The sequence below is a fragment of the Methanosphaerula subterraneus genome, from assembly GCF_052055875.1.
Taxonomy (GTDB): domain Archaea; phylum Halobacteriota; class Methanomicrobia; order Methanomicrobiales; family Methanospirillaceae; genus Methanosphaerula; species Methanosphaerula subterraneus.
This window is the reverse complement of record NZ_CP170508.1, coordinates 205,483-232,150: the sequence shown is the minus strand read 5'-3', so window position 1 is coordinate 232,150 and position 26,668 is coordinate 205,483. Positions and strand designations below refer to the sequence as shown.

Here is a 26,668-nt window from a genome sequence, read left to right as displayed (position 1 = left end):
AGGGCGGGGCCGGCGCGACGCGGGCAGAACCCTCGGTTTGAACCACAGGCACGGGACCCATGTTTGATATCTTTTTTCCACACTCCCGCATGGTGGAGATTTATAAATCCAGACCTTCTTGATTTGGGCATGTACACTCGAGAGGCCTCGACCCTCGACCTTTTCACCGATTCGGTCAGACTCATGGGCGATGCCACCCTCTGTGCGGTGATGGAGTTCGACAGAAAACTCGATCCCTGTGTTCTTGAAGAGGCTGCGCAGGCATGCCTCCTGGCTCATCCCATTCTTCACAGCCGACTTGTCCGGGGGAGTGGTCCGGCCTTCTGGGAGATGGTCGAACCTGTTGGTGTCTCTCTGGAGGTGGAGGAATGCGCCGAGAACTATCATCACCACGTCATCGGACCCGTCGATCCGCATGAACCGCTGCAGTTCCGCGTGCGTCTGTTGCGAAGACCTTCGGGGGACATCATCGTCATCAACCTCGCTCATGCCGCCGCTGATGCGTTCGGTCTCCAGACCCTCGCATCGCAACTGCTGCAGGAGTACCGAAAACCAGGCAGCATCAGTCCCGCGGAGGAGGGAATCCCGGAACGTGATACGTTCTGGACCCGAGGGCTTGATCCAAAAGAAAAGCCAGTCCCATCTGATATGAAGGTGATCAACCCCATGTGGCCGGATCCCTTCGGCACATCCCGGCAACTATCATCTTATCACAGAGATAGTGTCAGCCCCCCGGTGCTGGAAGCAGTTCATGCGCACGTCAGAACGCTCGGGGGCACCATCAACGATGCGGTGATGGCGGCCTACTACCTCTCCATGAGCGACCTCACGGGTCACAACGAACCGATGGCCCTCTTCATCCCTGTCAACCTTCGCCAGCATCTGAACGACGGATCCCGGGTGATGAGCAATCAGGCCAATAACGTCTGTTTCACGATCGAGCGCACGACAGGAGATGGGATGGAGGAGATCCTTCCCCGCATCATTGAGGAGACAAAGATCCTCAAGGCAGGACGTATCGGCATCGCCGAACAGATTGAGATGGACGCGATCTGTGATCCCGAGGGCAGACAAATTCATCAGATGGTGGAAGAGATGGCAGCCCTGCAGAATGCAGGTCTGGCAGACATCTTCATCTCGAATCCCGGGCCGCTCACTCTCCCGGATGTTGAGGGGCTCTCAGATGCCTACACCTGCTATCCGGGTGGCTATATGCCCACAACCTGCTTCATGACCAGCACGTTTCGCGGAAGGATGACGATCACCATGGGTTACCAGAACAGCGATCAGGCAAGGGAAGGAACGCGCAGAGCGATGAACCTCTTCAGACGACATCTCCTGTCGCTCGTGGATGGAGACTGATCCCGGCTGAATATTCGGGAGGAGGCAGGTGAACCGGGGAACTTCAACGGCCGGTCAACCTTCGAATTCAGATATTCACACTCTTTTTGAGACCCAGAAGGAATTGAACGAAAATAAGAGACGCCGAGGGAGAGATTTGAACTCTCGAGGTGCCAAGCACCAGTGGCTTTCAAGGCCACCGCCTTCCCGGACTAGACTACCTCGGCCTTACCTCATGCTATTGGATCTTCATCAATTAAAAGCCTTTGAAAGAAGGAGGGATCAGAAGCCGAACTGCGCCAGGGTCGTCCTCGACGGATCCACATCCTCCCAGTTCCATCCGAGCGCTTCGATGATGCGGGTGATCGGCTGTTTGATCGTCTTTTCGAGCATGGTTTCATAGTCGATGACAAACTCGGGGGGCACCTGGTCGGCATACTCAAAACAGAGCACGTCGGTCTTTGGGAACTTGCCCTTCACCTGTTTGATGTAGATCCGCTTCGGTTTGGATCCTTTGCCAAACTCCGTGCCCAGGTACCGGTTCGAATACTTGGCCCCCCGCACCTGGGCATCATCGGTCTCGTACTGACCGAGCTGCTTTCCGATTCCCCCAGGAATCCCAATCTCTTCAAGGGGATACTTCCCGCTTCGGTATCTCGTGATTACATCGCCAAGATAGTTCTTGACCACCGAGTATTCCTCACCGGAGAGGATCATCTCCATCACGCGCCGCTGCACGATCCTGGTGATCTGCGGGGAATCACTCCGCTTGATCTCGAAACCGACGATATCGATCTCGTCGACATCCTTCCCCTCCTTCCAGACGAGATGGCCGGCATACCGTTTCTTCTTCCCGGCCTGGAAGAACCGCTGATAGATCTTCTCAAATTTGATCGAGAAGTAATGTTTCCCGGCATTGAGGACTGTGCGTGAAAAGGGACCGTAACTCTCGTTCAGTTGCTCCTCTATCGTGCGCGCAGTCCGGATCGTCGCTTCTTTATCTCCCGGGGGGAGCTGGATCATGCATGAATCGGTGTCGCCGTACAGGACACGGTACCCCATCCCCTCGATCACCTGCCGGGTGTGCTCGATGATCGCGCGCCCGACTGCGGTGACCGCGGCTCCGATCTCCCGATCATAGAGCCTGAACCGGATATACCCGCTGACCCCGTAGTAACTGTTCATGATCACCTTCAGCGCATTCTGTTGCAGATCGTAGAGCAGGTACTCGTCGGACCCGAACGGGAAGGTGTTCCGAAGACGTTTCTTCTCGTCCCGTTCCACCAGCAACTCGCTGATGATAGAACGGGTCAACCCGTCGGGAGCGGCCCTGAAATGCACGCCGTTGGGGGCCTGCAGTTCTCCTTGCGGGTCCTTGGTCTCAGGGGAGGCGTTGATCGTCATCATCGCCATCGGGTACAGGGACTTCAGATCGAGGACCACCACGTTCTCGCGTACCCCACGGGAGGGGTCGAAGACGGTGGCCCCTTCGAACTCCTCGGCCACCACCGACCCTTTCGAAGGGAGGATGAACCTTCCAGAAGCCTTTCGGAGAATGTAGATGTCGATCACATTCGAGGAGTTGACCGTCTTATCGAGGGGACAGCCGACATACCGGGCGATCTCCCGGTAGAAACTGATGATGTGATCCTTCTGATCGATCCCGGTACAGAGGGCGACGTCCTTGCGGTTGTACGCGACCAGCGTCGCAGGGTCGTTCTTCCAGAGCGAACTGATCGTGCCGGTGTACCGGAGTTTGGTCTCCCCGAGTTCGCTGTCGGCCACGGCATCGAGCCGGTACGATTCACGCCTAGAGGGATGCATCTTCTTGTAGGCCGCGAGCAGATCGAAGAGGACCCGGCCGCGCAGGGCATTGCGCTCGGTATACCCCGACAATCGGGAGAGCCGGGTCGGGTTGATCTTGAGATGCTCCATCCTGTTCATGAGGTATGGAATATCGAAGTCGACGATGTTCCAGCCGCTCAGAATATCAGGATCCTTCTCAGCGATATAAGCGATCAAACCCTCAAAGAGGGCCAGTTCGGTCTGGAAACAGATCAGCGTCTGCCGCGAATCAGCGGTGTCAGCCGGCGCCGTCGTCCCCTCCGCCAGCAAAAGCAGGGTTGTATAGTGATCATCGTACGAGTCGTGGCAGGTGACACAGATCACGGCATCCCTCTGGGGATCAGGGAACCCGCGCTCATCTTCGCACTCGATATCCAGAAAACAGACCCGGGCAGGCACATCGATCGATGCCGGGCTGATCTCGGAGAAATCAACGTCACAGGAGGGTACCCTGACCCCATCCCTCAGATCCGCATCGATCAAAAACCGGGTCGCAAAGGGAATATCCGCTTCAAAGTGCCGGTACTGCCCCCGCACCTCCCTGACATCCCCTGGCCGCCGAGTATAGAGTCTTGTCAACGGTTCGCCACGGATCGACGGGTAGGTAATCCCCTGCTCCGTCTCGACCCCGGCAGGAGGTGGAACCTGATTGACCTGGTCAACTGGGGCATAGAAGTACGGCCGAAACCCATGCACCAGGATCTGAACCGCCTTCTTCTGCCGGTCCCGCCCGAAGATATGGATCAGAGGGCCTGCTGCGGTGTTGCTGTATTCGACCTGGATGATCGCAACATCGCGATCACCGCAGGAGTCAATTCCATCCAGATCAGAGGTCAAGGTTTTTACAGAGCCCCTGGACAAATGCCCCTGCCGCATCGAACTTCTGCCGTTCCCAGCCGTCCAGCGGCCACTCCTCGATCGTCCGGATCCCCTCCTTTCCGATCTGAACCGGCACCCCCAGCGAGCAGCGATCAAGTCCGTACTCGCCGTCAAGGACAGATGAGCAGGGAATAGTCTGGCGGCTGTCCTGCAGGATCTGGCGGATCAGGTTGGTGATATGATAGGCCGGCCCAAAGACCGTCCCCCCTTTTCCGTTGATCACCTCCATGCTCGATCCACGCAACTCAGTCAGGATCTCCTCGCGCATATCCGGCAGGACACCACCGTTGATCGTTCCAAAGACCGGCACCTGATGTTCACCATGCTCCCCCAACACCCAGCCCTCTCCGGGTATGCACCGCTCAGCAAGCGCCAGATTGAATCGTGCACTATCCAGTTGCCCGCCAAACCCAATGCACCGATGCCGATCGATCCCTGACTTTTTACAGAGATAATAGTTGTTGGCATCCATCGGATTGGTGACCGTGATCAGGATTCCATCAAACCTGCCCAGCGTTCGGACAGCCGCATCAGCCACCGGCAGGTTGGCGGAGAGGAGATCTGCCCGGGTCTTGATGGAGGGGTTCCGTGGGGAACCCGCTGCAAACAGACAGATATCCGCGCTCTCGGCAGACCTTGAGTCAGAGCTGACCTCGATATCAAGACCAGTATGAAGGAGGTCCAGCTGCTGTGCCTCAAGGAGCGGAGCATACGTGTCGTGCAGGATCAATTCATCCACGAGCCCGAGAACTGACGCTAAAAACGCCACTTCGCCGCCGATCTTTCCGACTCCCATCACACAGAGCCTTGTCATGGATCAGTATTTGCGTGTACAAACAATAAATATTGTCAACAGGGAACAGGGACGATGAGAGTATACCTGCAGATAGTGATGACGCCAGATTAATTACCCCTGAACGGTGATCTTCTTCCTAATGTGTGTTCTACGATCAGGCCCGGTCAGGGCAGGGGGGGTCTCCCTCACCAACCATCTGATCCTCGCTGCAGGAGTGCTCGGCACCACAGGGGCGTCGCTTCGACGGATACTGAAGTCAGGTGCCGGCGGGGTGGTGACCAAGTCGATCGGTCCGTCTCCCAAGTATGGGCATCCGGGACCATGCCTTGCAGTGCTTGAGGACGGGATCCTGAACGCGATGGGACTCCCCAATCCATCGTCTGCATTCACCGAGGAACTGGAAGCAGTCGCCGGCGAACCGGTGATCGCCTCGATCTTTGGAGGTTCGCCTGAGGAGTTCAACACAGTCGCGGGATGGTTTGCCGGAAAGGTCAGCGGATTCGAACTCAATCTGAGTTGTCCGCATGCCGAAGGATACGGGGCAGCCCTCGGCAGCGATCCGGCACTGGTCGAGGAGTGCACCAGAGCGGTCGCATCCTATAACCTCCCGACCTGGGTGAAACTGACCCCGAACGTGACCGACATCACGCTCTGCGGTAGGGCTGCAGAGAAGGGTGGAGCAACCGCCCTGGTCGCGATCAATACGGTGAAGGCGATGCGGATCTCCCCGGAGCTCCGCAGACCGGTGCTGGGGCATGGGTATGGCGGCCTCTCCGGGAGAGCGATCCTTCCCATTGCGATCAGATGCGTGTATGAACTCTACGAGGCCTGTTCAATCCCGATCATCGGATGCGGGGGAGTGTCCTCGGCCAGAGACGTGCTCGAGATGATGATGGCCGGGGCGCAGGCCGTCGAGATCGGGAGTGCTGTCCTGGGGGATCAGCAGATCTTCACATCGATAGAACGGGAACTCTACGGCCCTGACGGGGAAGACCCGGCAACCATTGTGGGGTGTGCCCATGTCTGAACAGAACCTGCATACAGGAATCAACGTACCCGGCGTCGCTGTAACCATCACCGAGACGATACAGGAGACCCCCTCGGTGATGACCTTCCGCTTCGACCGGGAGTTCCCATCAGAGGCAGGCCAGTTCGTGATGGTCTGGGTACCCGGGGTGGACGAGGTGCCGATGGCCCTCTCGTCTCCAAACTCGATCACCGTCCAGAAGGTTGGGGACGCAACCACGGCCCTCTTTGCCCAAAAACCAGGGGAACAGATCGGGATCCGCGGCCCGTACGGAAACGGCTTTCCAATCACCGGAAGAACCCTGGCCGTGGCTGGCGGGATCGGAGCCGCACCCCTGCTACCGATGGCCATGGCCGGCAGGGTGACCACCTTTCTGCTGGGCGCCAGGACCGTTGCGGAACTCCCGTTCCGGACAGTCCTCCAGGAGTGCACAGACCTCCGCGTGGCCACCGACGACGGCTCGACCGGCCGCCATGGATTCGTGCCGGCTCTCTTCGATGGACTGGATCTCGATCAGTACGACCAGATCTGCATCTGCGGACCGGAACTGATGATGAAAGCAGTCCTCGACCGGCTTGTGGACCTGCAGGTGCTCGACCGGACGTATTTCAGCCTGCACCGGTACATGAAGTGCGGGGTCGGGGTCTGCGGGTCCTGCTGTATCGATCCGGAGGGGGTCTGCGTCTGCAGGGAAGGTCCGGTCTTCTCCGGAGAACGGCTGATCCAGAGCGAGTTTGGAACCTACACCCGGGATGCCAGCGGACAGCGCGTACACCTCGGTCGCAGGTAAAAAACACCCCATTAGTATAGTTTAAATCAGATTCGATCGAAAATAGATCAGTTATCGGATTATCAACCATTTTTTATGATCATTTAACAAGGATGAGGGATTCAATGAGCAGAAACATACGCGTTGAGGCACTCGATCAGATTCCCCTTGAACAGCAGCAGATAGAGCTGGTCGAGCGGAAGGGGATCGGTCACCCGGACAGTCTGGCAGACGGAATTGCAGAGTCGATCAGTCAGGCACTCTGCAAAGCATATATGGAAGAATGTGGCGTCTACCTCCATCACAACACCGATCAGGGCGAGATCGTGGCCGGGGAATCGAAGCCAAAGTACGGCGGCGGCAGTATCATCAAGCCGATCTTTGTGCTGCTCGACGGCAGGGCGACCAAACAGTTCGATGGGATTACATTTCCAACCGATGCGATCGCAATCGAGGCCGCACGGAATTACCTGCGTTCGACGCTGGCCGAACTGAACCTCGAACGCGACCTCATCGTGGACTGCAGACTCGGCGTCGGATCCACCGACCTCCGCGATGTCTTCCGCCCCTGTGACAGCAAGATCCCCCGCGCCAACGACACCTCGTTCGGGGTCGGGCATGCTGCGTTCTCAGAGACAGAGAGCATCGTGAAGGGGGTCAGCGACTATATCGACGGGGATCTCCGCAAGAAGTACCCGATGGTCGGTCGGGATGTGAAGGTGATGGGGCTCCGGCAGAAGGATGATATCACCCTCACGATTGGCTGCGCGATGGTGGACCGATACTGCGCCGGACTCGCTGAATACCTTGAAATGAAGGAGATTATGAAAGATGCAGTCCAGAAGGTCGCAAAGACCTACACTGCCCGCCCAGTCCAGGTACATATCAACACCGCCGATGACATCGACAATGGCTCGGTCTTCCTGACCGTGACCGGCACCTCTGCGGAGATGGGCGATGACGGCTCTGTCGGACGTGGAAACCGGTGCAATGGTCTGATCACGCCGAACCGCCCTATGTCGATGGAAGCGACCAGCGGCAAGAACCCGATCAACCATATCGGAAAGATCTACAACCTGCTCTCCACCCAGATTGCACGCGAATGCGTGAAGAAGGTCGACGGGATCGAGGAGATCTACATCCGGCTGCTCTCGCAGATCGGTATACCGATCGACCACCCCCTGGTGGCCAGCGCCCAGGTGCTGCCTTCCTGCGGGGCTGATTTCGTCTCGATCAGCCGGGACGTCGAAGGAATCATCGAAGAACAGCTTGCAGATATCACCTGCGTCACTGAGAAGGTCATACGTGGCGAACTCGACACCTTCTGATCTGATCAGGCTGGCTGTCCCGAATAAAGGGAGGATCTCGGTCCCGATCATGGACCTGCTCGAGAAGAGCGGGCTCCACCTGGCCGAATCGGGCGAGCGGAAGCTGATCATCAAGACCCTCGATCCGGGGGTCGAGATTCTCTTCGCCCGGCCGATCGATATCCCGGCCTATGTTGAAAACGGAGCTGCTGACCTCGGAATCACCGGGCATGATATGGTCAGGGAGCGGAAGGCGGCCGTCGACGAAGTGCTGGACCTTCAATTCGGAAAGGCCAGGCTGGTACTGGCGGTGATGGAGGATTCACCAATTCATCAGGTGGCAGATCTGAAAGGAGCACGGATCGCCACTGAATTTCCGATCATAACCGAGACCTTCTTTGCAGAACAGGGGATAGCGGTCACGATCGTCCCCGTCGCCGGCGCCTGTGAACTGACCCCGCACCTGGGGGTCGCCGATGCGATCGTGGACCTGACCAGTTCCGGAACCACGATGAAGACCAACAATCTTCGGATCATCGAGGAGATCCTCGTCACCAGCACGCAGGTGATCGCAAACAGGACGGCACGGCAGCAGAAGGCTGATAAGATCAACGAGGTACTGCTGGCCCTCGAGAGCGTAATCCGGGCCAGGGGGCAGTGCTACCTGATGATGAATGTCCAGCGTTCTTCACTCGCGGACGTAAAAAAGACACTGCCGGGACTCTCCGGGCCCACGGTGATGGAGGTCGCCTCATCCGAGGACCTGGTCGCGGTCCATGCGGTCGTCGACGAGCACTGTGTCTACCAGTTGATCAACCAGTTGAAACTGGCTGGCGCCAGGGATATCCTGGTGATGGCCATCGAGCGGATGATCCGCTGAGGTGACCATGAAGGTCTATCCTGCAGTGGATATCCTCGGGGGCAGATGTGTGCAACTGGTGCAGGGAAAGCGGGAGAGCGCCACCGATTTTGGCGATCCGCTTGCCTGTGCCACCCGGTGGCTTGAAGAGGGGGCGACAGCTCTTCATGTGATCAACCTCGACGGAGCCTTTGGAAAGGCACAGGCGAATGCCGCCCTGATCAGGGAACTGGTCGACGAGACCGGGGTCGAAGTCCAGCTCGGGGGCGGGATCAGGTCCATTGCAGATGCAACAGCATGGCTTGAGACTGGGGTCGACCGGATCATCATCGGTACCCTGGCCACCGAGCATCCAGAGGTGCTCGGGACGCTGGCCGGTGAATATGGGAGTGCACGGATTATGGCCGGGGTCGACGCAAGAGATGGGCAGATTGCTGTTGAAGGATGGCAGCAGACACGAGGGAATTTTTGCACCTGGGCGACCAGGTTTGAGGAACTGGGTGCAGGTTCACTGCTCTATACCAACGTCGATGTCGAAGGACTCCAGCAGGGGATCATGATTGAACCGGTCAGGGAACTGATCAGTTCGGTCTCGATCCCGGTGGTCGTGGCCGGTGGCGTCTCATCACCTGCTGACCTGCAGGGACTGCACCGGGCAGGGGCTGCCGGGGCAGTGCTCGGATCCGCACTGTACAGCGGAAAGATAACACTTGGAGAGGCACTGAGGGCGATTTTATGAGAGAGGGCACTGTGGAACGAAGAACAGCAGAGACGGATATCGCACTGAAGATAACGCTCGACCAGGCCGGCCCTCACCAGATCAGCATCAACACCGGGATCCCGTTCTTTGACCACATGCTGCATGCGATGAGCAGGCATGGGGGGTTCGATCTCGCCATCACGGCCATCGGAGACCTTACGGTCGACAGCCATCACACCATCGAAGATATTGGAATTGTGCTCGGGACAGCACTCCACCAGGCACTCGGTGACGGGAGAGGGATCAGACGGTTCGGTCACGCGATCATTCCAATGGACGAAGCGCTCGCCGAGGTGGTGCTCGACTGCGGTGGACGCGGGTACCTGGTCTTCAAGGGCACCTTTGGAAACAGTACAGTCGGAGGGATCGATACCTCGCTCTTCGAGCACTTCTTCTACTCACTGTGCATAAAAGCCGGAATCACTGCTCATATCAGATTCTCAGGACAGAACGATCATCACACCGCTGAAGCGATCTTCAAAGCATTCGGCATCGCACTCAGCCAGGCCCTGAGAACAGTTTCGGGATCAGATCAGGTCCCAAGCACCAAAGGTACCCTGTAGATACCAGAAAACTCCCACTTTTCAGTTTGTGGGTAAGAAGAAAGAGAAATGGGTTTACGCGGACTTTGCCGCGAGTTCAACATCCTCTTCCTTGATCGTCTTCCTGCCAGCGTGCTGAGCGAGCCTGTTGGCTTCCTTGGTCAGGTTTGCAATGTATGCTTCTGCCTTGGCAACAATTGCGCCTGCTGCGTCGCTACCGACACGTTCAGCACCGCTCTTCTTTGCAATACGTACAACTGCTGCAATAGGTAAATCTGCCATGATACTTCTCAACCTCAAAGAGAAGTGTATCAATTAACATTTAAACATTTCGAGTTGAATCCAGTAATTCATCCTCCGATCCCTCATTCAGAGTGACTCCTCCGTTCTCATTGGGGATTAAGACAGATTAGGGAGCATACCCAAAAATATCGAAAATTTACCTTTAGATTAAGGATAAGTCGATGAAAAAGGGGTATTTACCAATCAAACATCGATATGGCAAGCAATAGCGCATTGGTATAATCTGGAGAGGCGCGCGAAGTATCTATGAAAATTTTACCGATATTTACCACCGGCGCACCATGCCCTTTTCCTCCTCCCAGGAAGGAAAGCGTCCGAAATATCAGGTTTCCGGCGATACCGTCGGGAGCGATCACCACACCACATGATTCTACGGCGTCCTCGATCCTGATCTCATAATGAACAGCACCCCCGACTTTTGCCACCAGTTCTCCTGCTGCGAGGCTCTGGTCGACGATCGGATGGCGTCCCACATCACCATATCGACCGCCGGATAGAACTGCCACTTTAGAGGAGAGGCCAAACCGCTCAGCAATCATCCTTGCCTGTTCCACGAGAGCCACCCGCTGTGCAATCGTCCATCCCTCATCAACCCCCACCGGAGCGAGAAGAAACTTCTGACCGGAAACCGTCTCAAGAAGTGCGATCCTTTCCAGATGATCGACCTGCATCGCAGTACGGAGAAGACTCAATGTAGCGCTGGCCGGGAGAGACCCCCGGACTGCAGCATCAATGACGCCGTCTTTGAGATCATTTATGAGAGCGCACTCGGGGGTGGTAGAGCGTGCCACCCGGTACAGCGGGGATGAAGGGAGATCTGCGGAGGTATAACATACCACCTCGGCAGCCCCGTTCAATGCCCTGATACTGGCGATCACCTTCTGCTGATCCTGGGCCACCCCAATCCCGATGATCATCAGACACCTACCGGGGAGTCAGCCGCATGATACCATCGGCTGCAAAATCAAAGACCGTGACCGTCTCGTCAGCACCGACCAGGGTGAGGGATCTGCTTGCGTTGACCTCACCGATCGAACAGGCGGTCATCCCAACCGCGGAGAAACGCCTGCACACCTCCTCAACGTGTTCAGGTCGTACAGCCAGCACGAATCCCATCCCGGGGTACATCCGCACCCAGTGTTCAAAGGAGATATTGAACTTCTCCAGGTCAGGACAGGGTATCGCTTCCACCCGGATCTCGGCTCCCGTGCCACTCACCTCGAGCATCATCCCGAGCGAGCCAATGACTCCGGGGTTCGAGATGTCCTTGCCTGCAGTCACCAGATGTGCCTCTGCCAGTTCCTGGAGCAGGTTGATCTGCGCCCTGACATAGGCCGACGTCTTCATCGTCACCGAGTCCCAATTCAGCGCGCACGAGGGATGAACCCGCCCGTCGAGGTCGATAGCCATGATCACATGGTCACCGGGCGCAGCCGTATGGCTGTAGATCACCGAATCGAGTTGTGCGATCCCGAGGATCGAGAGATCGATCACACTGTACGGCGTGTCTGGATGGAGATGACCGCCAACGATCGGGACACCGAACTGGTGGGATGCATCCCGCATCCCCCGGATCACCTGGTCACAGATCTCACGGTCGGCGATCGAGAAGACATCCACCATCGCGAGGGGTCTACCGCCCATCGCTGCTATATCGTGGATATTAACCAGCACAGCACAGTACCCAGCCCAGTACGGGTCGACCTCCATCAGCCTGCTCCAGATCCCATCGGCTGCCAGGAGCAGGGCGTTCTGATCCTGCCTGATCACCGCTGCATCCTCACCAAACGATGCTACGACCTGCGGCGCATCGATCTGGAAAGCCTTGACCATTCCTCCGATCTCATGCTTCCGCTTCACACCCTCGTACTCTCTGACGGCTTCTGCGATCTTCGCTGTGGAAGGGGTAATTACCACGATAGTACCAACATCCTTGAGTCTCTTAAGGTATGTTGTCTCATCAGACATAATTAATTTGATTATCGAACGAAGTATGGGTATGGACTGGACAGAGAAGTACCGCCCCGAGCATATCCGGGATTTGACCGGGAATGCTCCTGCAATACGGCAGATGGTGGATTGGGCTGCTTCCTGGTCGAAGAACAGTAAACCGCTGCTGTTGTATGGAAAGCCCGGGACCGGGAAGACCTCAAGCGCCTACGCGCTGGCCAATGACATGCACTGGGATATGATCGAGTTGAATGCCAGTGATCAGCGGACCAAGGGGGCTATCGACCGGATTGCAGGGCAGGGAAGTACCACAGGAAGCCTGACAGGGGCCACGCACAAACTGATCCTGCTCGATGAGGCCGATAACCTTCAGGGGACCGCCGACCGCGGCGGGGCGCGGGCGATCGTCGACCTGATCAGGCAGTCCTTTCAACCATTAATCTTGATAGCAAACGACATCTACGCCCTTCCCACAGAGATCAAGACCCGGTGTGAACTGGTTCAGTTCAAGGCCCTGCAGGCGCGCTCGATTGTGCCAAGGCTCAGGTTCATCTGTGCATCCGAAGGGATCACCTGTGCTGACCAGGCCCTCCACGAGATCGCAGGGAGCACCCGTGGCGATCTTCGCGCCGCAGTCAATGCCCTGTATGCGACCGCTATCGGAAGGGATCATCTCGACAGCGCATCGATACATACCTCACAGAAGGATGAACGGTCGACGATCTTCGATCTGATCACAGCCGTCTTCTCGGGTCAGCCTGACTACCGGCTGCTGCAGCAGTCCTATGCCGTCGATGATAAGCCTGACGCGATCCTGCAGTGGCTCGAAGCCAACCTGCACCATCTCCCGGATCAGACCTCGATCGCTGCGGCTTACAGGTCCCTTGCAGATGCAGACCGCTTTATTGGAGACACCTATCGGCGCCAGCATTACACCCTCTGGCGATATGCCACCGCTGCGATGCTCTTTGGAACCGCGGCCGCTGCGGACGGGAGAGGAATCCACGCGCAGATCCAATCCCCTCAGCGATGGAAACGGATGAGCACTGCCAAGAGACAGAAAGGAACCCGGCAGAACCTGATGAAAAAGTTCTCTGTACTGCTCCATGTTTCAGAGCAGACCCTCCGGGAGTGGTACCTGGACCAGATGGGACCACTGGTGGAAGAGGAACCGGAGCGCTATGTCAGAGAACTGGCCCTGGATGCTGATCAATTGAACTTCTTCCTTCATGACAAAGCCAGGTCGACCGGGATCGTCAGTTCTGTAATAAAGGAGCAGCAGAAAGAACAAAAAGGGCGCGAAAAGAAGGAGAAAAAACCAAAAATGCGGATGGATACAGAGGGAGAGAAGAAACCTGAAGAGCGGAAGGTCTCAGTCCACCAGGCTACCCTGTTTTGAAGATACCCAGTACTGGTGAAGGCGCACCCCACAGTTGATCTGGATCCCGCCATCCAGATACACTTCATCCCCCAGGTGATAGACGATCAAAGAGGCATCCAGTTCTGTGGCGAGCGCAATAAGCGAGGGTATCATCTCGACCCCGGGCCTGATTGCATAGATCAGGTCAGCACCCCGGTAGAGTGAGAGGTCCGGTCTGAAGATGTCATCAAGCGCGAAGTTGATACCTGCCGGAGGATCGAGGGGTCGAATATCCCTGCACCGGACTCTGACGCCGGCGTCACGGATTACCTCTGCCGCGACCGTGTTCTGCCCTATCCCGACCTCGACCACGTCCCCATATCGTGCTCCGATGTAAGCACCGATCGAGCGCTCAATATGTTTATACCCATCCATCTTTAGAGATATACTGATGGGTATCAAAATATTTTGGGATGAGCGTGCTCCTGCTGGAATTCAGGCACCCGTGCAGCGGTGTATCTCGATGATCCTCCAGATGCCCGCAGAGGTCGTGATAGAAGGGGGGCTGCTGTTGAAGGGGTATGACCCGGGCCGGCGACAGTACAATGCCCGGCAACTGCTGACCTGTATCGATACCATTCGCACCTGTGCGGCAATATCAGACCTGATGCTGCTGGTCATCGCCGGAGACCTTTTTATTCCAGGATATGACTTTGTCTTTGGCCTGGCACGCCCAAATAACGGGGTGGCCGTTGTCTCAACAGCCCGTCTCGATAATGAGTATTATGGGCGCTTCGAGAACGATGACGACCTTATCGATCGGATCGCCAAGGAGGGGGCCCACGAGATCGGGCACCTGCTCGGTCTGGAACACTGCACAAACCCCGAATGCTGCATGTTCAAACCCGACACCCTCGATGAACTGGACCGGAAGAAGAAGATGCTCTGCCCCCGCTGTCAGCAGCAACTCGCGCACTGACCTGACGCCCGCCTTCGATACTGAGTTCCGATCAGACCCGAATCGGTCAGCGTCGAATACCTAACAGATAAGACAGATCAGACTTACCTGGTTTGGAGACGCTCACTAAAGAAAAACCCACTGGATACTTTGATTATTCTTTGAATAGTTTTAAAATCCTAAAATCCCCCCACCGCGTTTTTAAGAGAGCATTAAACGAATTTGGTGCGTTCATCGCAGTAATCATTAGATTGCCGCCCATCTTTCAGGACCAGTTCAATGATTTGGATCACCTACCGTCATGTATCATCAGGAAGGATGGCGCATCTCATGGACTGTATAATCAGATCGAAACAGAACCTTCGTTGAGTAACAGCAATCTCAAAAAAAAGTTAAAATCGAATGCGCCGACCGGGACTCGAACCCGGGTTTAGGCGTTGGCAACGCCTAGTGATAACCACTACACTATCGGCGCATTACCGCACTAAGTGCTTTACAAGATATGGTGTAGTTGATTAAAAACGTATCGGAATGTTCGCGGGATCCTGCAAATTAGACTGTGCACCCTTTTTTATGAGATCACGGCCGAGTCAGGGATCATGCCAGGACGGGAGTTCTTCAACCAATCGATAGAAACCATGGATCGGAGCGATTTAGACGCCCTAATCGACGAACGGGTCAGATATACGATCGCCTATGCCGACCGGCACTCGCCCTTCTATCATCACTGGTTTTTAGAGCACCGGATCAATCCTGATGAAGTCACCACGCATGAAGACCTGCTCGACCTGCCGATCATATCAGGGGTCACGATCAGGGAGCATCAACCCCCAGTGACCCCCGAGTTCGAATTCAGGAGCGTGCCCCAGGAACAGGTCTTCACGATACATGAGACCAGCGGGACCACCGGCATCCCAAAGTCACTCTTCCTGACCTGGGAAGACTGGCAACGGTATGCAGAGAAGTACGCCAGGGCCTTTGTCTCCCAGGGGGTGGGCCCGGGGGACCGGGTCGTAGTCTGCGCCTCGTACGGCATGAATGTCGGCGCAAATACCATGACGGTTGCCGCACAACGCCTGAAGTTCACCGTGATCCCTGAAGGGAGCTGCACATTCCCGACCAGGGTGATCAAAAGTTATCAACCAACTGTCATCATCGGCTCAATCTTCAAACTCCTCCACCTTGCAGAACGGATGAAGAGAGAGGGACTCGAACCTGAGGAAGCCGGGATCAAAAACCTGATCGTCGGTGGAGAGGCTTTCGCTGAAGAGGCACGACAGTATGTATCAGCACTCTGGGGATGCCCCATATACAACACCTATGGCAGCACCGAGGGGACGATGTGTGGGGAGTGCAGGCAGCAGATCGGGCTGCATGTTCCTGAAGACCTGGTCCATCTGGACCTCTATGATCCTCAAATGCAGCGATTTGTTAGGGATGGAGACCCCGGGAGAATTGTCCTGACCACCCTGCTCCCGGTCGGAAAAAATGCCGGCACCCTCCTGATCAACTATGACACTGAGGACACCACAGTTGTTCGATCACGGGACCGATGTGCCTGCGGACGAACTCACCTCAGAATTGATCCCCCTATGCGTGAGGCTGAGAGAAAATGGGTCGGTGGAACCAGCCTTAATAGGGTGGATATCGAGCAGGGGGTCTTTCAGCCTGAGAATATGCTGGACCTGACCGGAGAATATGAGGCATTTCTCTATGAGGGCGGCGATCAGGGAGAGACTGTGCTGCGCGTGAGCATGGAATGCAGAGACCCGGCCACAGCAGATAAGAGCGGGATCAGGGAGCGATTCCTTGCCACCCTCCTCACTGGAAGAACCACCCTCAAAGAGGCCATGGATGACAAACAGGTTTCGGTCATCTTCAATTTCACTTCGCCGGGGGGGCTTGAACTCGCCAGTCTGAAAGGGAGACCACGCAGGTTCGTCGACCGGCGATGAAGACATCTAGGAGAGAGATAGAAAATACAGAAAATTTACCCCTTATTTTTGAAGAAGAGTGAGTATTTGCTATTAATTATTTGAGTCTCCCCGAATCATCCATGAGGAAAATAGGTATATTTAAGTGGTACAATCTGAAATATTAATAGATATCTCCAAAGGCGATTCACTGAGAGAACTATAAGATGAATACGAAAAACTCTTTTTGACAGATCGCACATGGTCACACTTCTCTATATCGATGACGAGCCAGCCCTGCTTTCACTGGGAAAGGCTTTCCTTGAGAGGCAGGGGGAAATGCATGTAGAGACCGTGCAGGAACCAGAACGAGCACTCGATTTGCTTGCTGCCCGTCATTACGATGCGGTCGTCTCTGATTATCAGATGCCTGGAATGAATGGGATCGATCTGTTGATTGCAATCAGAAAGCGATACAACAAACTCCCCTTTATCCTCTTCACTGGGAAAGGACGTGAAGATGTGGTGATAGAAGCACTGAACAACGGTGCAAACTACTACCTTCAGAAAGGAGGGTCCCCCCGGGCCCAGTTCGCCGAACTTGCAAACATGTTAAACCGGGCAGTGGAACAGAGCAAGGCTGATGAACGTCTTGCTCGACTGAACCGTGCCCTCCGGATGATCAGCGCATGCAACGCAGAACTGGTCAGGGCGACCGATGAAAGGCAGCTCCTGGAGACGATCTGCAGGGTGATCGTTGAAGAGGGGGGTTATCACTTCGTCTGGGTCGGCTATCGGGAGGGGGATGAACTCCCGCTTCTCGAGGTCAGCCGAGCCGGGGATGACAGCGGGTACCTCGATACCTGCAGATCCAGCGGGAAGGAGTCTGACTTACAATGTCTGGACACAATGACTGCGCTCAGTACAGGAATGCCTGCAGTCTCGAGAGAGAAACCTGCAAAGGATGAAATCGTCCTGAATAAATATGCGCTTATGCACGGGTTTGCTGCCTCGATTTCAGTCCCACTCGACTCCGGACAGGGGGAGCCGGGTGTCCTGAAGATCTATTCAGACCAACCGGATGCATTCGATCAGGAAGAGGTGGCCCTGCTGATTCAGCTGGCTGCAGATCTCAGTTATGGGCTCAGTGCACTCCAGGGGGATGCGGAGCGAAAGAAGGCTGAGCGGCTTGCATGGGAGATGGAGGACCAGTACAGGATCATCTTTGAGAACAGTGGCACAGCGATGCTCATTATCGAAGAAGATAAGACCATTGCACTGGTGAACACTGGTTTCTCCTCACTATCTGGCTTTTCAAAAGAAGAGATTGAAGGTAAAAAAAAGTGGACCGAGTTCTTTGAAGCGAAAGACCAGAAGAAGATGGTACAGTACCACGACCTGAGAAGAATACCGGGCAAAAATGCTCCATGGACGTATGAATCAAGGTTCATCACAGCCAATGGCGAGGTCAGGACTGTGATATTGACCGTCGGGGTGATCTCCCATTCCAAGCGGAGCGTGGCCTCTCTGATCGATATCACGGAACAGAAGATGGCACAACAGGCACTCCTTGAGCGCGAAAACTGGTATCGTGCAATGGTCAATGAACAGACCGAGTTCATCTGCAGATTCCTCCCGGACAGTACCTTCACCTTCGTCAATGAGGCTTATTGCACCTACTTCAACAGGACCTATGAGCAGATCATCGGTCATACCTTCATCCCGATTCTGTATAAAGATGACATCCAGAAGGTACGGAATTTCTTTAAATCGCTCACCCCGGAGCATCCAGTAGGAACCATCGAGAACAGATGCGTGATGCCATCAGGAGAGGTGCGCTGGCAGCAATGGAGCGACCGCGCCATCTTTGATGACTCCGGGAATGTGCTCGAATATCAGTCTGTCGGACGTGACATAACCGAACAGAAACAGGCTGAATCTGCTTTACAACTGGCAAACAGAAAGATGGCCCTGCTGGCCAGGATATCCCGTCATGATGTGTTGAATCAACTGACCGCCATTCAGGGATATATCACGCTCGCCCAGGAGATCTCTCCAGCCCCTGCAGTCCTCGAGCCGCTGGCTCAGGCAGAGATCGGATGCTGGAACATCAGAGAACAACTAGAGTTCACCAGGGATTATCAGGAGATGGGAACCAGGCGACCGGGATTTATGAACGTGCAGGAGAGTCTGATGAGAGGGATAGCCCAGATCGATGTCAGAGACCTCTCATTCATTCTATCCCTCGGAGATCTGGAGATCTATACAGATCCTCTTCTCGATCGGGTCTTCTACAATCTCGTTGAAAATTCGATCAGACACGGTCATCATGTGACCATGATCAGCATCAGCGCACAACAGAGTGAACACGGATTGAGGATCGTCTACGAGGATAACGGCTGTGGCGTCCCTGAAAACCTGAAAGAACAGATATTTGTCCATGGATTCGGAAAAAATACCGGTCTTGGTCTCTTTCTGATCCGAGAGATCCTCGGGATGACCGGTATTATGATCCGTGAGAATGGTGAACCAGACTGTGGGGTCAGGTTTGAGATCATCCTTCCGGACGGCTGTTTTAAAAACGGAATAAATGGATCTCTTCAGTGAACAGAAAACAGAATTTTCCTATTCAGACCTCATGTTCACTGGGATATTTTTATCGCATCGATCGAAGATGGACCGTTGAAGTTCAAACGGAGCATATGCTGGCCCGCCGGAAGCCAGATCTGCCTGGTTATCCAGGTGAAGGAAGAGAGAGACCTGGTATCCGGCACCTGGACAGCGCTCAGGTTAGAACCATCGATCTGAAGATCAATTATTGATCCAGATGTATTGGCAGCAACTCTAAAGCCGGCTTTATACACCCCGCTCTCCGGGACGGACACAGGGTACCTGAGCCACTCCCCTGTTTCGACTGCAGTGACGCTGTTGCTTCCATCTACAGGATTATAGACAATATCCACCCCCTCATCCCGATAGGACTCCCCGAGGTTTTCAGGTGTAGTGTCATGGTATGCAACCATCTCTCCACCTGCATCAAAATCCTCTGCCTGGATCTGACCTGGAAGCGACTGAGGTTGACCGGGGGTTACAGAAGGAGTCGGTTTGACGAGAGGCGTTTCTGATGGAGAGGCTACAGGCGTCTCCAGGATCGGGGCGGTTGTACCGGTAGTTGTCGGAGAGACAGGAACCTTCGTTTCGACTGCATCGAATTGAAGATGATCGACATCCTGTCGTCCGGTAAATGACAGTTTCAGCAGATGCACCCCTGCAGGCAGAGTTACCGTCCGCTGGACCGTTCCAAAGCGGTCCGAGGATCCGGTATTCGGCAATGAGACCATCGTCAATTCGGTATCATCGATGGAGAGCGTACATGTCGATCCCGAATTGATCGAACAGCCGGTGAACGTGACGGTATAATCTCCTGCCTGGGGGATGACAGCCGTATAGGTGAGCCACTCTCCATCCCTGATCCAGCAGACCTTATAGCCACCTGTTGTGCGGATCGGCTCGATGTCGACGCCATCATTCCTGTAGACCGCTCCTTCGTTCCAGGGAGTGGTGTCATGGTATCCGACCAGCTCGCCTCCAAGGTTATAGTCCTCCGCCTCGATAACCGTAGGAAGCGTGTGATTCACGTAAGGGGCCGGATAACTTCGTTGAAGGGACACATTCACCTGTTGAGTCTGTCCTGATTTTATCACGGTTGTCAGTTGCCGGGTCTGGTATCCGCTCTTTGCGATATCAAGATGGTGAGTACCAGGACGCAGGGAAGGGATCGTCAGGGGAGTCATGCCGGCCAGCACGTTATCGAGGAAGACCGAGGCGCCCGAAGGGATGGACTCGAGGGCAAGCCTGCCGTCGAGCACTCCCTGCTCTGCAGGGATATCGGGGGTGATCTCAAAGAAATCGATGTTCTGACGATCTCCAACGAAGGTCAGCCTGATCATATGCCTCCCGGCAGAGAACGTTACCGGAAGGGTGACATTGGTGTACTGATTGAAGAGACCGGTCTTTGGGATGATCACGGTCCCTGCCCCCTGGCCGTCGACATTGACCACAATCTGGTCCCCGGCGACAGGCGTGGCGGTCCGGATCAGCATCTCATAATCGCCGGCATCGGGAACCTCAAGTGTGTACTGCAGCCACTCCCCATTCCGGATCCATCCGACATTGAAACCTCCGGCCTCTGTGGTCTGTTCGATGTCCACGTCATCATTCCGGTACACTCTCCCGGAATTTCCATCGGAAATGTCGTAATACGAGACGTTCTCCCCTCCATAGTCATAGTCCTCTGCCTCAACCCTGCAGGGGACGGTATGGGTGGTATAGGGTCCCACGGTCAGCACCGGTTGAGGAGAGGAACCATAGGCCATATCGATGGACTCCCATTCAGTTGCAGGGATCGATCTCGAGGAGGTGAACGCTGCATCGTAATCGATGTCCATCTTCACCCGGAAGAGGCCGTTCGGTCGGTTTCCAAGGGCAGTTCCCCAGGAGTTGAGCATGATCCAGTACCGGTTGTTCGGATCGGTATCCTGGTACCCGACACAGAGGACCGCGTGGCTCCCTCCGCTCCAGGACTCCCAGGCCACTCCATCATAGAGGCCCGGATTCCAGACCGCCGATTGGTTCCCTTCAAGCCAGAATCGATTGAAATCGTTCCACGCTCTTTCGTTCGGAAGTCGGAACGCGAAATAGACCCCCCGGTTACTGTCCAGAACGGTCTTGATATTTGCAATGGCCGCTTCAGTTCCGACATCGCGGGTTGGAATCTTCTGCTCCTGGATCGATGTTATCGGGTAGTTCGGGTCAGTCGCGATATCCGAAGCCCTCACCCAGGCACGGCTGTTGTCATTGCACCAGTAGGTATTGTCCTGGAACGAGGCGTTGGGATTGGATGCAGGAACTGCAATCTTCTGCTGCTGATAAAAACCAACAAAATCCGCCAGGGTCCCGCCATTGCCGGCCCAGTTCGGCCCTGATCCGCCATGATAGGTGGAGTCGAAGTACTGGATCGACAGGGGATCCCGAATCCCGTCCTCCACCTGATGCGTTATCTCCATCAGGCCGGTACCGACCCAGACCCAGCAGTTGCCAGTCGGATTCTGATCCCGCTGAACAGCATTATAATCCAGGTATGGAAGGAGATCTTTGGTTCTGCTGAACCCGAGGCGTGCCTTGAGGAGGCCAGCGGCGCCGAGAGGAGCCGTGGGTGCAGCATCATACTGATCGATCTGACGATTCAGCGTCGAATCGTTCAGATGCATAATCGGGAGCTGCATCGAAGTGGAGGAGAGATTAACCTCAGCAGATGCCCCACCCACTACTACACCAAGCAGCAGGAATACGATCATACACACAAGAATACCATTATGCGGCCTGTCGAAACACCGTTTCATCCCCTACCCCTCTCAAAATTTACTATCTGCCACACCTATTAATCCCCCAATCCCCTCACCATTCCAGGTGCCGTCATGCGACGGCAGATGTGCTTTTGTGACCGGGCACAGCGTGTGAAGGAGCCATCTGTCCCGAAATTGCGAACAAAGCATATATTTCCACAGATACTGCATTTTAATGCCATTACTCTGGCAATGCAGATCCAGATGTTTAATTGATACCTAATGCAACTATCCAGCGCATAAAGTTTTTGCTCCAGACAATCAGGATGATCATGTTCAGAAGGGAGGGAGGTTTATTTCCTCAGGGTCTTGCATAAATGTACTGATGATATTATGCTGATTTACGATACCGCAACCAGCCCATACAAGCGGGTCATGGACAATTCACTCCTCTGTGAATTGTTACATCCAGAGAAGATCCAGACGGATATTAAGATCAGGTACAGTTTAGCCCATGCGTTCGTATTAAAAGGCGAGTCGACACTGCCCCATCTCCTGCAGAACAGTGTTGAGATCTACTATATAATTCAAGGAAGGGGACTGATGCATATCGATGAACAGGCTGAAATTGTCGGCGCAGGACAGGCAGTGGTTATCCCGGCAGGGTCCGTCCAGTACATCAGCAACACCGGAGAAGATGATCTCGAGTTCCTTGCGATCGTAGACCCGATGTGGAATGCGACTGATGAGATCTGCATTCGCTGAAAGATGGTGATGATACAAACAGGTGACCGGCTACACCCCCTCATCGCGCTGGCATCCCGATTCATCGCATCTAAAATCAGGTCTTCATGCTTAACCCCATACATTAAAAAGGGGTCGGACTCCAGTACAGAAGGCATAAATTGTCTGAAGATCTCCCTCCATTAGAGCAGTACCCAATACCCGAAAAGAGGGACGATAAACGCAGTACATATCCTCCAGATACCGGAGTCTTCAGAACCGTCACTTCACTTGTTTATGCAGGCTATTATCTACCTTTTGGGACCGGAACCGGTCCTGTTGAGATGATCAGACATGGATAACCAGCAACAGCAGCACTGCTGCATTCAAAACCAAACTGGACAGGGACCAGAACTGGTCCATATCGACTGTGTCAGCCATATCTACCCGGATGGGTCTGTCGGAATCCACCAGATGTGTTTTCGTGTTTATCAGCATGAGATCGTTGCACTCTGTGGGGCCAACGGTGCCGGAAAATCAACCCTGATTGAACACCTGAACGGACTGCTCGAACCTGCCGAAGGCAGGGTGCAGATTAAGGGAGAGATGGTCACCCAGGAGATGAAAAAGTCACTCTGGAAGACCGTTGGACTCGTATTCCAGCGTGCAGAGGACCAACTCTTTGCTCCAACCGTCCTCGATGACGTGATGTTTGGACCGATGAACCTTGGGATGTCCCCAGAGGAGGCACGTGCCGAGGCGATTCGAGCGCTGACTGCAGTCGGGGCACGTGACCTTGCCGAGAAGATACCTGCCTATCTGAGCGGGGGGCAGAAACGGCTTGCCGCTATCGCAGGGGTGCTGGCCATGAAGCCGGCTGTGATTGCAATGGACGAACCGATGTCAGACCTTGACCCGTCTCATGCTGATACTGTTGAGAAGATCATCTGTGAGTTGCGTGACCAGTTCAACATCAGTATTGTGATCTCGACCCATGACCTCGACCTGGCTGCCAGGATTGCAGACCGGGTCTGCATTGTCAAGGCAGGATCGGTGATCGCGGAGGGAACTCCAGAGGAGATCTTTTATAATCAGCCCCTGTTGGCCGAAGCTTCGCTGGTTGAACCCCAGGTTGTGGCGTTGTATCGGGCCTACTGCCAGAGAAAAGGAGTTTTGCCGGACCAGCACCCGATCACCCCAAAAGATCTACTCGGAGCGATCACCTCAAACTGAAAAACAGAGGAAGTGGACCATCCCGGTTCGCATCAAAAAGGGTAACAAGGGTCATCAGAGGTTCTATCTCCGTAGACCACTGATGATCAGCCAGAGCCCCAGGAAGATCACGAGGATCGCACTCAGATATGGATAGATCATCGCCGGGAACCAGAGAAGCCCTGCACCATAGATGAGGAACAGGACGCCGATCAGCACCATCAGATAAGACGAGGTTGCCGGGTGGTTCTGACCCTCATCCTTCCCTGCCCATTCACGGTACAGGCCGCTGAGGATGAAGCCGGCACCAAGGCCAATCAATACCCCTATATCAGCACGTCCAAAGACCATGCCGACTCCAAGCCCAATCAGAATTCCGCCTGGAACGAAGAATCCATATCTCTTATGTCGACGCTCAACCAAGAACAATCACCCTGCAGTTCTATGGCCTATGATGATAATAGAATCTTATCATTCTCTTTTTGGAGGGGAAATGACCCCAGGATATCAAAAAATGAGAATATCTATTGCGTTGCACGATGAGTGGTGTACATGCAATCGTGGAGACGTTCCGGAGTTATTCTGATCATCGCCCTGGCCATTGTGGGCATAGTGCTGCTGACTGGTGCATCCTTTCAGAAGGGGATCCTGGGTGCTTCCACCCCAGATGACACCCTGTACCAGTATTCAACGATCGATGCGCTGATGCTGGGGCTCTATGACGGAGGAGTGACGATGCAAAACCTGACCACCCGGGGAGATTTTGGTATCGGAACCTTCGATCGCCTGGATGGTGAGATGATTGTGCTGGATGGAATGGTCTACCAGGCCAGGGCAGACGGAACTGTCAGTCAGGCTGCACCTGCACACACCACCCCATTTGCAGCGGTCGCCTTCTTCGATACAGACCGATCATATCAACTCAACCGATATGACAACCTCTCATCCCTGACCTCAACCATCGATACGCTCCTTCCCGGGGAGAACCACTTCTCTCTGATCAGGATCGACGGCACATTTCCGGCCGTGAAGGTCAGGAGCGTGCCGGCTCAACAGACGCCGTATCCAAAACTGGAAGATGCTGTAAAAGAGCAGAAGGTGTATACCCTCTCCAATATCACCGGCACGGTGGTAGGGGTCTGGTCCCCGGCATTTGTGCAGGGAATAAACGTCCCAGGGTATCACCTCCACTTTATCAGTGCTGATCGAAAGAGTGGCGGTCATCTCCTCGATATATCAACCGATCGAGCCACGCTCTCACTCGATGAGGTAGCAGGATTGAAAATGGATCTTCCAACCACCGGAGACTTTCTCACCGCGGATTTTTCAGGCAACCAATCAGCAGCCCTTGGAGTCGTGGAGAAGGGGACAGCACCGGCCAGATGATGAAGAACCTTGAGAAGAGGGAAGAGGTCAACGATAAAACAAGGAGGTCGCCAGGAAAAAGACAGGTTCTTCAGAAAGAGAGTCAGGGGAGATCCCAGGGACGATCAGAACCTCATTGGAACAGAAAACCTCTTTTTTTGGCACAGACCCAGTCTTTAAATTTCAATCTGGAGTATGCTGTACCCTATGGAGGTAAATCTGAAACGGTACGGACTGTACCTGATCCGATGGCAGTTGAGCACTCCCATTCTGGCAGGTGTACTGATGGTCCTTTCATCGATGAGCGCCCTGGTCGCGACCGTGATTGCGAATCTGATCGGCGGACTGATCTTCTTCTGGGTCGACCGGTTCATCTTCACCTCCAACACCCTTGAGGCACAGTGGGAGGTGCGGGATACAATCAGGTGCGTGGACTGTGGAACCATCGCCCGCGGGTACAGGCTGGTGAAGACCGGTTCTTATGACCGTTCAGAGGACCGTGAACCCGAGTTCAGATGCGAAGCCTGTTCAGAAAGGAAATCTGAGGAACTCAGGGAGCGGGGCGTAAAACACTAAAAATAGGGGACGTTAGCCAAGCTCGAATGTCGAAACCCCGTAGATCTCATCGAGGGGAAGGGCAGGGATGGACCGGGTGTACATGCGCGCTGTACCAAAGACCGGGACCATCTGGTGGGCTGATGCGAGGCTGACAGCCTGGCTGTTCGGTTCGGGAACATCGAGGAAGATCTCTTCACCTGGCACCGACGCGGCGAGCCCGTTGAAGAGGTCTTCTGCCACAGCAGCAGAGTCGGCAAAGAGTGGGCCGATCTTATGTCCGACTCTGCACTGCCTGATGACCCCATATCCTCTCATTCCACCCTTATCGACTGCTGCCAGTGCGGTGGCATCCTGCTGCAAAAGGAAGTACTGAAGGAACCGGGAGCGGGGAGCCGGGAAGTGAGCAGCATCATAGGCGACGACATCGTCGAACGGGACCTGATCGATGGGAACAAGGGTGGATGGTGCTGATCCGCCCCCAGTACCGGCGTACCTGATATTCCGATAGGCATAGATGAATCCGACCTGCCGGTACCGATCCTGCATCGCAAAGACTCCGTCGATCCCCAAATTTACGGAACCGGCCAGGTTCAGCGCATACTGTTGCATCTGCAGCCCGAAACCCTGACCACGCAGTTTCGGGTTGAGAATATAAAGGCCACCAAATGCAAAGGCGTCGGAGTACTTAACGATCGAGAAGGTGCCTGCGAGTTCGCCATCGATCTCTGCGCCATAAAATCCGGATGGATCGGTCTGATAAAAGGTCTCTGCGTCATGCAACCCCGGGTTCCACCCTTCAGCAGCAGCCCAATCAATTGCAGTCGCAACCTCTGAACTGGTCAATGATCGAAAGGAA

Annotated in this window: 24 protein-coding genes and 2 tRNA genes; 15 read left to right on the top strand and 11 right to left on the bottom strand. The window is 54.9% G+C overall.

Annotated features, from left to right (window positions below; translation table 11 throughout):
• Positions 1 to 129 precede the first annotated feature (129 nt).
• Complete coding sequence (locus tag ACFKSJ_RS01030) at positions 130 to 1,362, top strand: hypothetical protein (protein ID WP_440950424.1); 1,233 nt, start codon at positions 130 to 132, stop codon at positions 1,360 to 1,362.
• 121 nt (positions 1,363 to 1,483) lie between these two features.
• Here the strand turns inward: ACFKSJ_RS01030 and ACFKSJ_RS01025 are convergent.
• The 3 genes from ACFKSJ_RS01025 to ACFKSJ_RS01015 form a co-directional block, all read right to left on the bottom strand.
• Positions 1,484 to 1,568 (bottom strand) — tRNA-Ser (locus tag ACFKSJ_RS01025).
• A gap of 55 nt (positions 1,569 to 1,623) precedes the next feature.
• The gene (locus tag ACFKSJ_RS01020; RefSeq protein ID WP_440950423.1) at positions 1,624 to 4,023 is read right to left on the bottom strand and encodes a DNA-directed DNA polymerase; all 2,400 of its coding nucleotides are present in this window, start codon (positions 4,021 to 4,023) and stop codon (positions 1,624 to 1,626) included.
• A complete protein-coding gene (locus ACFKSJ_RS01015) occupies positions 4,013 to 4,879 on the bottom strand; it encodes a malate dehydrogenase (protein ID WP_440950422.1) in 867 nt (288 codons plus the stop codon). The genes ACFKSJ_RS01020 and ACFKSJ_RS01015 overlap by 11 nt, the downstream gene beginning before the upstream one ends.
• 121 nt (positions 4,880 to 5,000) lie before the next feature.
• Between ACFKSJ_RS01015 and ACFKSJ_RS01010 the strand changes: the two genes are divergently transcribed.
• From ACFKSJ_RS01010 to hisB, 6 genes are all read left to right on the top strand, one after another.
• The gene (locus tag ACFKSJ_RS01010; protein WP_440950421.1) at positions 5,001 to 5,888 is read left to right on the top strand and encodes a dihydroorotate dehydrogenase; all 888 of its coding nucleotides are present in this window, start codon (positions 5,001 to 5,003) and stop codon (positions 5,886 to 5,888) included.
• Complete coding sequence (locus tag ACFKSJ_RS01005) at positions 5,881 to 6,678, top strand: dihydroorotate dehydrogenase electron transfer subunit (RefSeq protein ID WP_440950420.1); 798 nt, start codon at positions 5,881 to 5,883, stop codon at positions 6,676 to 6,678. The genes ACFKSJ_RS01010 and ACFKSJ_RS01005 overlap by 8 nt, the downstream gene beginning before the upstream one ends.
• A gap of 104 nt (positions 6,679 to 6,782) precedes the next feature.
• Complete coding sequence (locus ACFKSJ_RS01000) at positions 6,783 to 7,985, top strand: methionine adenosyltransferase (RefSeq protein WP_440950419.1); 1,203 nt, start codon at positions 6,783 to 6,785, stop codon at positions 7,983 to 7,985.
• The gene (gene hisG, locus ACFKSJ_RS00995; RefSeq protein ID WP_440950418.1) at positions 7,963 to 8,844 is read left to right on the top strand and encodes an ATP phosphoribosyltransferase; all 882 of its coding nucleotides are present in this window, start codon (positions 7,963 to 7,965) and stop codon (positions 8,842 to 8,844) included. The genes ACFKSJ_RS01000 and hisG overlap by 23 nt, the downstream gene beginning before the upstream one ends.
• 7 nt (positions 8,845 to 8,851) lie before the next feature.
• Complete coding sequence (gene hisA, locus ACFKSJ_RS00990; RefSeq protein ID WP_440950417.1) at positions 8,852 to 9,562, top strand: 1-(5-phosphoribosyl)-5-[(5-phosphoribosylamino)methylideneamino]imidazole-4-carboxamide isomerase; 711 nt, start codon at positions 8,852 to 8,854, stop codon at positions 9,560 to 9,562.
• Positions 9,559 to 10,146, top strand: a complete 588-nt coding sequence (gene hisB, locus ACFKSJ_RS00985; RefSeq protein WP_440950416.1) for an imidazoleglycerol-phosphate dehydratase HisB — start codon at positions 9,559 to 9,561, stop codon at positions 10,144 to 10,146. Before hisA ends, hisB begins: the two co-directional genes overlap by 4 nt.
• A gap of 54 nt (positions 10,147 to 10,200) precedes the next feature.
• On the opposite strand, the gene ACFKSJ_RS00980 is transcribed toward hisB, so the two are convergent.
• From ACFKSJ_RS00980 to ACFKSJ_RS00970, 3 genes are all read right to left on the bottom strand, one after another.
• A complete protein-coding gene (locus ACFKSJ_RS00980; protein ID WP_012618374.1) occupies positions 10,201 to 10,407 on the bottom strand; it encodes a histone family protein in 207 nt (68 codons plus the stop codon).
• 197 nt (positions 10,408 to 10,604) lie between these two features.
• Complete coding sequence (gene mtxX / locus ACFKSJ_RS00975) at positions 10,605 to 11,345, bottom strand: methanogenesis marker protein Mmp4/MtxX (protein WP_440950415.1); 741 nt, start codon at positions 11,343 to 11,345, stop codon at positions 10,605 to 10,607.
• Positions 11,346 to 11,352: 7 nt separating this feature from the next.
• Complete coding sequence (locus ACFKSJ_RS00970) at positions 11,353 to 12,345, bottom strand: methanogenesis marker 2 protein (protein WP_440950414.1); 993 nt, start codon at positions 12,343 to 12,345, stop codon at positions 11,353 to 11,355.
• 82 nt (positions 12,346 to 12,427) lie between these two features.
• Here ACFKSJ_RS00970 and ACFKSJ_RS00965 point away from each other — a divergent pair, with 82 nt between their 5' ends.
• Entirely contained in the window at positions 12,428 to 13,777 is a 1,350-nt protein-coding gene (locus ACFKSJ_RS00965) for a replication factor C large subunit (RefSeq protein ID WP_440950413.1), read from the top strand.
• Here the strand turns inward: ACFKSJ_RS00965 and ACFKSJ_RS00960 are convergent.
• Entirely contained in the window at positions 13,751 to 14,173 is a 423-nt protein-coding gene (locus tag ACFKSJ_RS00960) for a UPF0146 family protein (protein WP_440950412.1), read from the bottom strand. The two genes, ACFKSJ_RS00965 and ACFKSJ_RS00960, sit on opposite strands and share 27 nt — an antisense overlap.
• A gap of 16 nt (positions 14,174 to 14,189) precedes the next feature.
• Here ACFKSJ_RS00960 and ACFKSJ_RS00955 point away from each other — a divergent pair, with 16 nt between their 5' ends.
• The gene (locus ACFKSJ_RS00955; RefSeq protein ID WP_440950411.1) at positions 14,190 to 14,717 is read left to right on the top strand and encodes an archaemetzincin family Zn-dependent metalloprotease; all 528 of its coding nucleotides are present in this window, start codon (positions 14,190 to 14,192) and stop codon (positions 14,715 to 14,717) included.
• A 382-nt stretch (positions 14,718 to 15,099) separates the two neighbouring features.
• Here ACFKSJ_RS00955 and ACFKSJ_RS00950 read toward each other — a convergent pair.
• Positions 15,100 to 15,171, bottom strand: a tRNA-Gly gene (locus ACFKSJ_RS00950).
• 124 nt (positions 15,172 to 15,295) lie between these two features.
• Here ACFKSJ_RS00950 and ftsA point away from each other — a divergent pair.
• On the top strand, positions 15,296 to 16,651 hold the full coding sequence (ftsA, locus tag ACFKSJ_RS00945; protein ID WP_440950410.1) for a coenzyme F390 synthetase: 1,356 nt from the start codon (positions 15,296 to 15,298) through the stop codon (positions 16,649 to 16,651).
• A gap of 219 nt (positions 16,652 to 16,870) precedes the next feature.
• Complete coding sequence (locus tag ACFKSJ_RS00940; RefSeq protein WP_440950409.1) at positions 16,871 to 19,216, top strand: PAS domain S-box protein; 2,346 nt, start codon at positions 16,871 to 16,873, stop codon at positions 19,214 to 19,216.
• Between the two features lie 35 nt (positions 19,217 to 19,251).
• On the opposite strand, the gene ACFKSJ_RS00935 is transcribed toward ACFKSJ_RS00940, so the two are convergent.
• Complete coding sequence (locus ACFKSJ_RS00935; RefSeq protein WP_440950408.1) at positions 19,252 to 21,879, bottom strand: carbohydrate-binding protein; 2,628 nt, start codon at positions 21,877 to 21,879, stop codon at positions 19,252 to 19,254.
• 468 nt (positions 21,880 to 22,347) lie between these two features.
• Between ACFKSJ_RS00935 and ACFKSJ_RS00930 the strand changes: the two genes are divergently transcribed.
• Both ACFKSJ_RS00930 and ACFKSJ_RS00925 read left to right on the top strand, forming a co-directional pair.
• On the top strand, positions 22,348 to 22,719 hold the full coding sequence (locus tag ACFKSJ_RS00930) for a cupin domain-containing protein (RefSeq protein ID WP_440950407.1): 372 nt from the start codon (positions 22,348 to 22,350) through the stop codon (positions 22,717 to 22,719).
• A 312-nt stretch (positions 22,720 to 23,031) separates the two neighbouring features.
• Entirely contained in the window at positions 23,032 to 23,910 is an 879-nt protein-coding gene (locus tag ACFKSJ_RS00925) for an energy-coupling factor ABC transporter ATP-binding protein (protein ID WP_440950406.1), read from the top strand.
• Positions 23,911 to 23,973: 63 nt separating this feature from the next.
• Here the strand turns inward: ACFKSJ_RS00925 and ACFKSJ_RS00920 are convergent, their stop codons facing one another.
• On the bottom strand, positions 23,974 to 24,312 hold the full coding sequence (locus ACFKSJ_RS00920; protein ID WP_440950405.1) for a hypothetical protein: 339 nt from the start codon (positions 24,310 to 24,312) through the stop codon (positions 23,974 to 23,976).
• Positions 24,313 to 24,441: 129 nt separating this feature from the next.
• Between ACFKSJ_RS00920 and budA the strand changes: the two genes are divergently transcribed.
• Complete coding sequence (gene budA / locus ACFKSJ_RS00915; protein ID WP_440950404.1) at positions 24,442 to 25,275, top strand: acetolactate decarboxylase; 834 nt, start codon at positions 24,442 to 24,444, stop codon at positions 25,273 to 25,275.
• Positions 25,276 to 25,461: 186 nt separating this feature from the next.
• On the top strand, positions 25,462 to 25,830 hold the full coding sequence (locus ACFKSJ_RS00910; protein WP_440950403.1) for a hypothetical protein: 369 nt from the start codon (positions 25,462 to 25,464) through the stop codon (positions 25,828 to 25,830).
• A 12-nt stretch (positions 25,831 to 25,842) separates the two neighbouring features.
• Here the strand turns inward: ACFKSJ_RS00910 and ACFKSJ_RS00905 are convergent, their stop codons facing one another.
• Complete coding sequence (locus tag ACFKSJ_RS00905; protein WP_440950402.1) at positions 25,843 to 26,655, bottom strand: GNAT family N-acetyltransferase; 813 nt, start codon at positions 26,653 to 26,655, stop codon at positions 25,843 to 25,845.
• Positions 26,656 to 26,668: the final 13 nt, after the last annotated feature.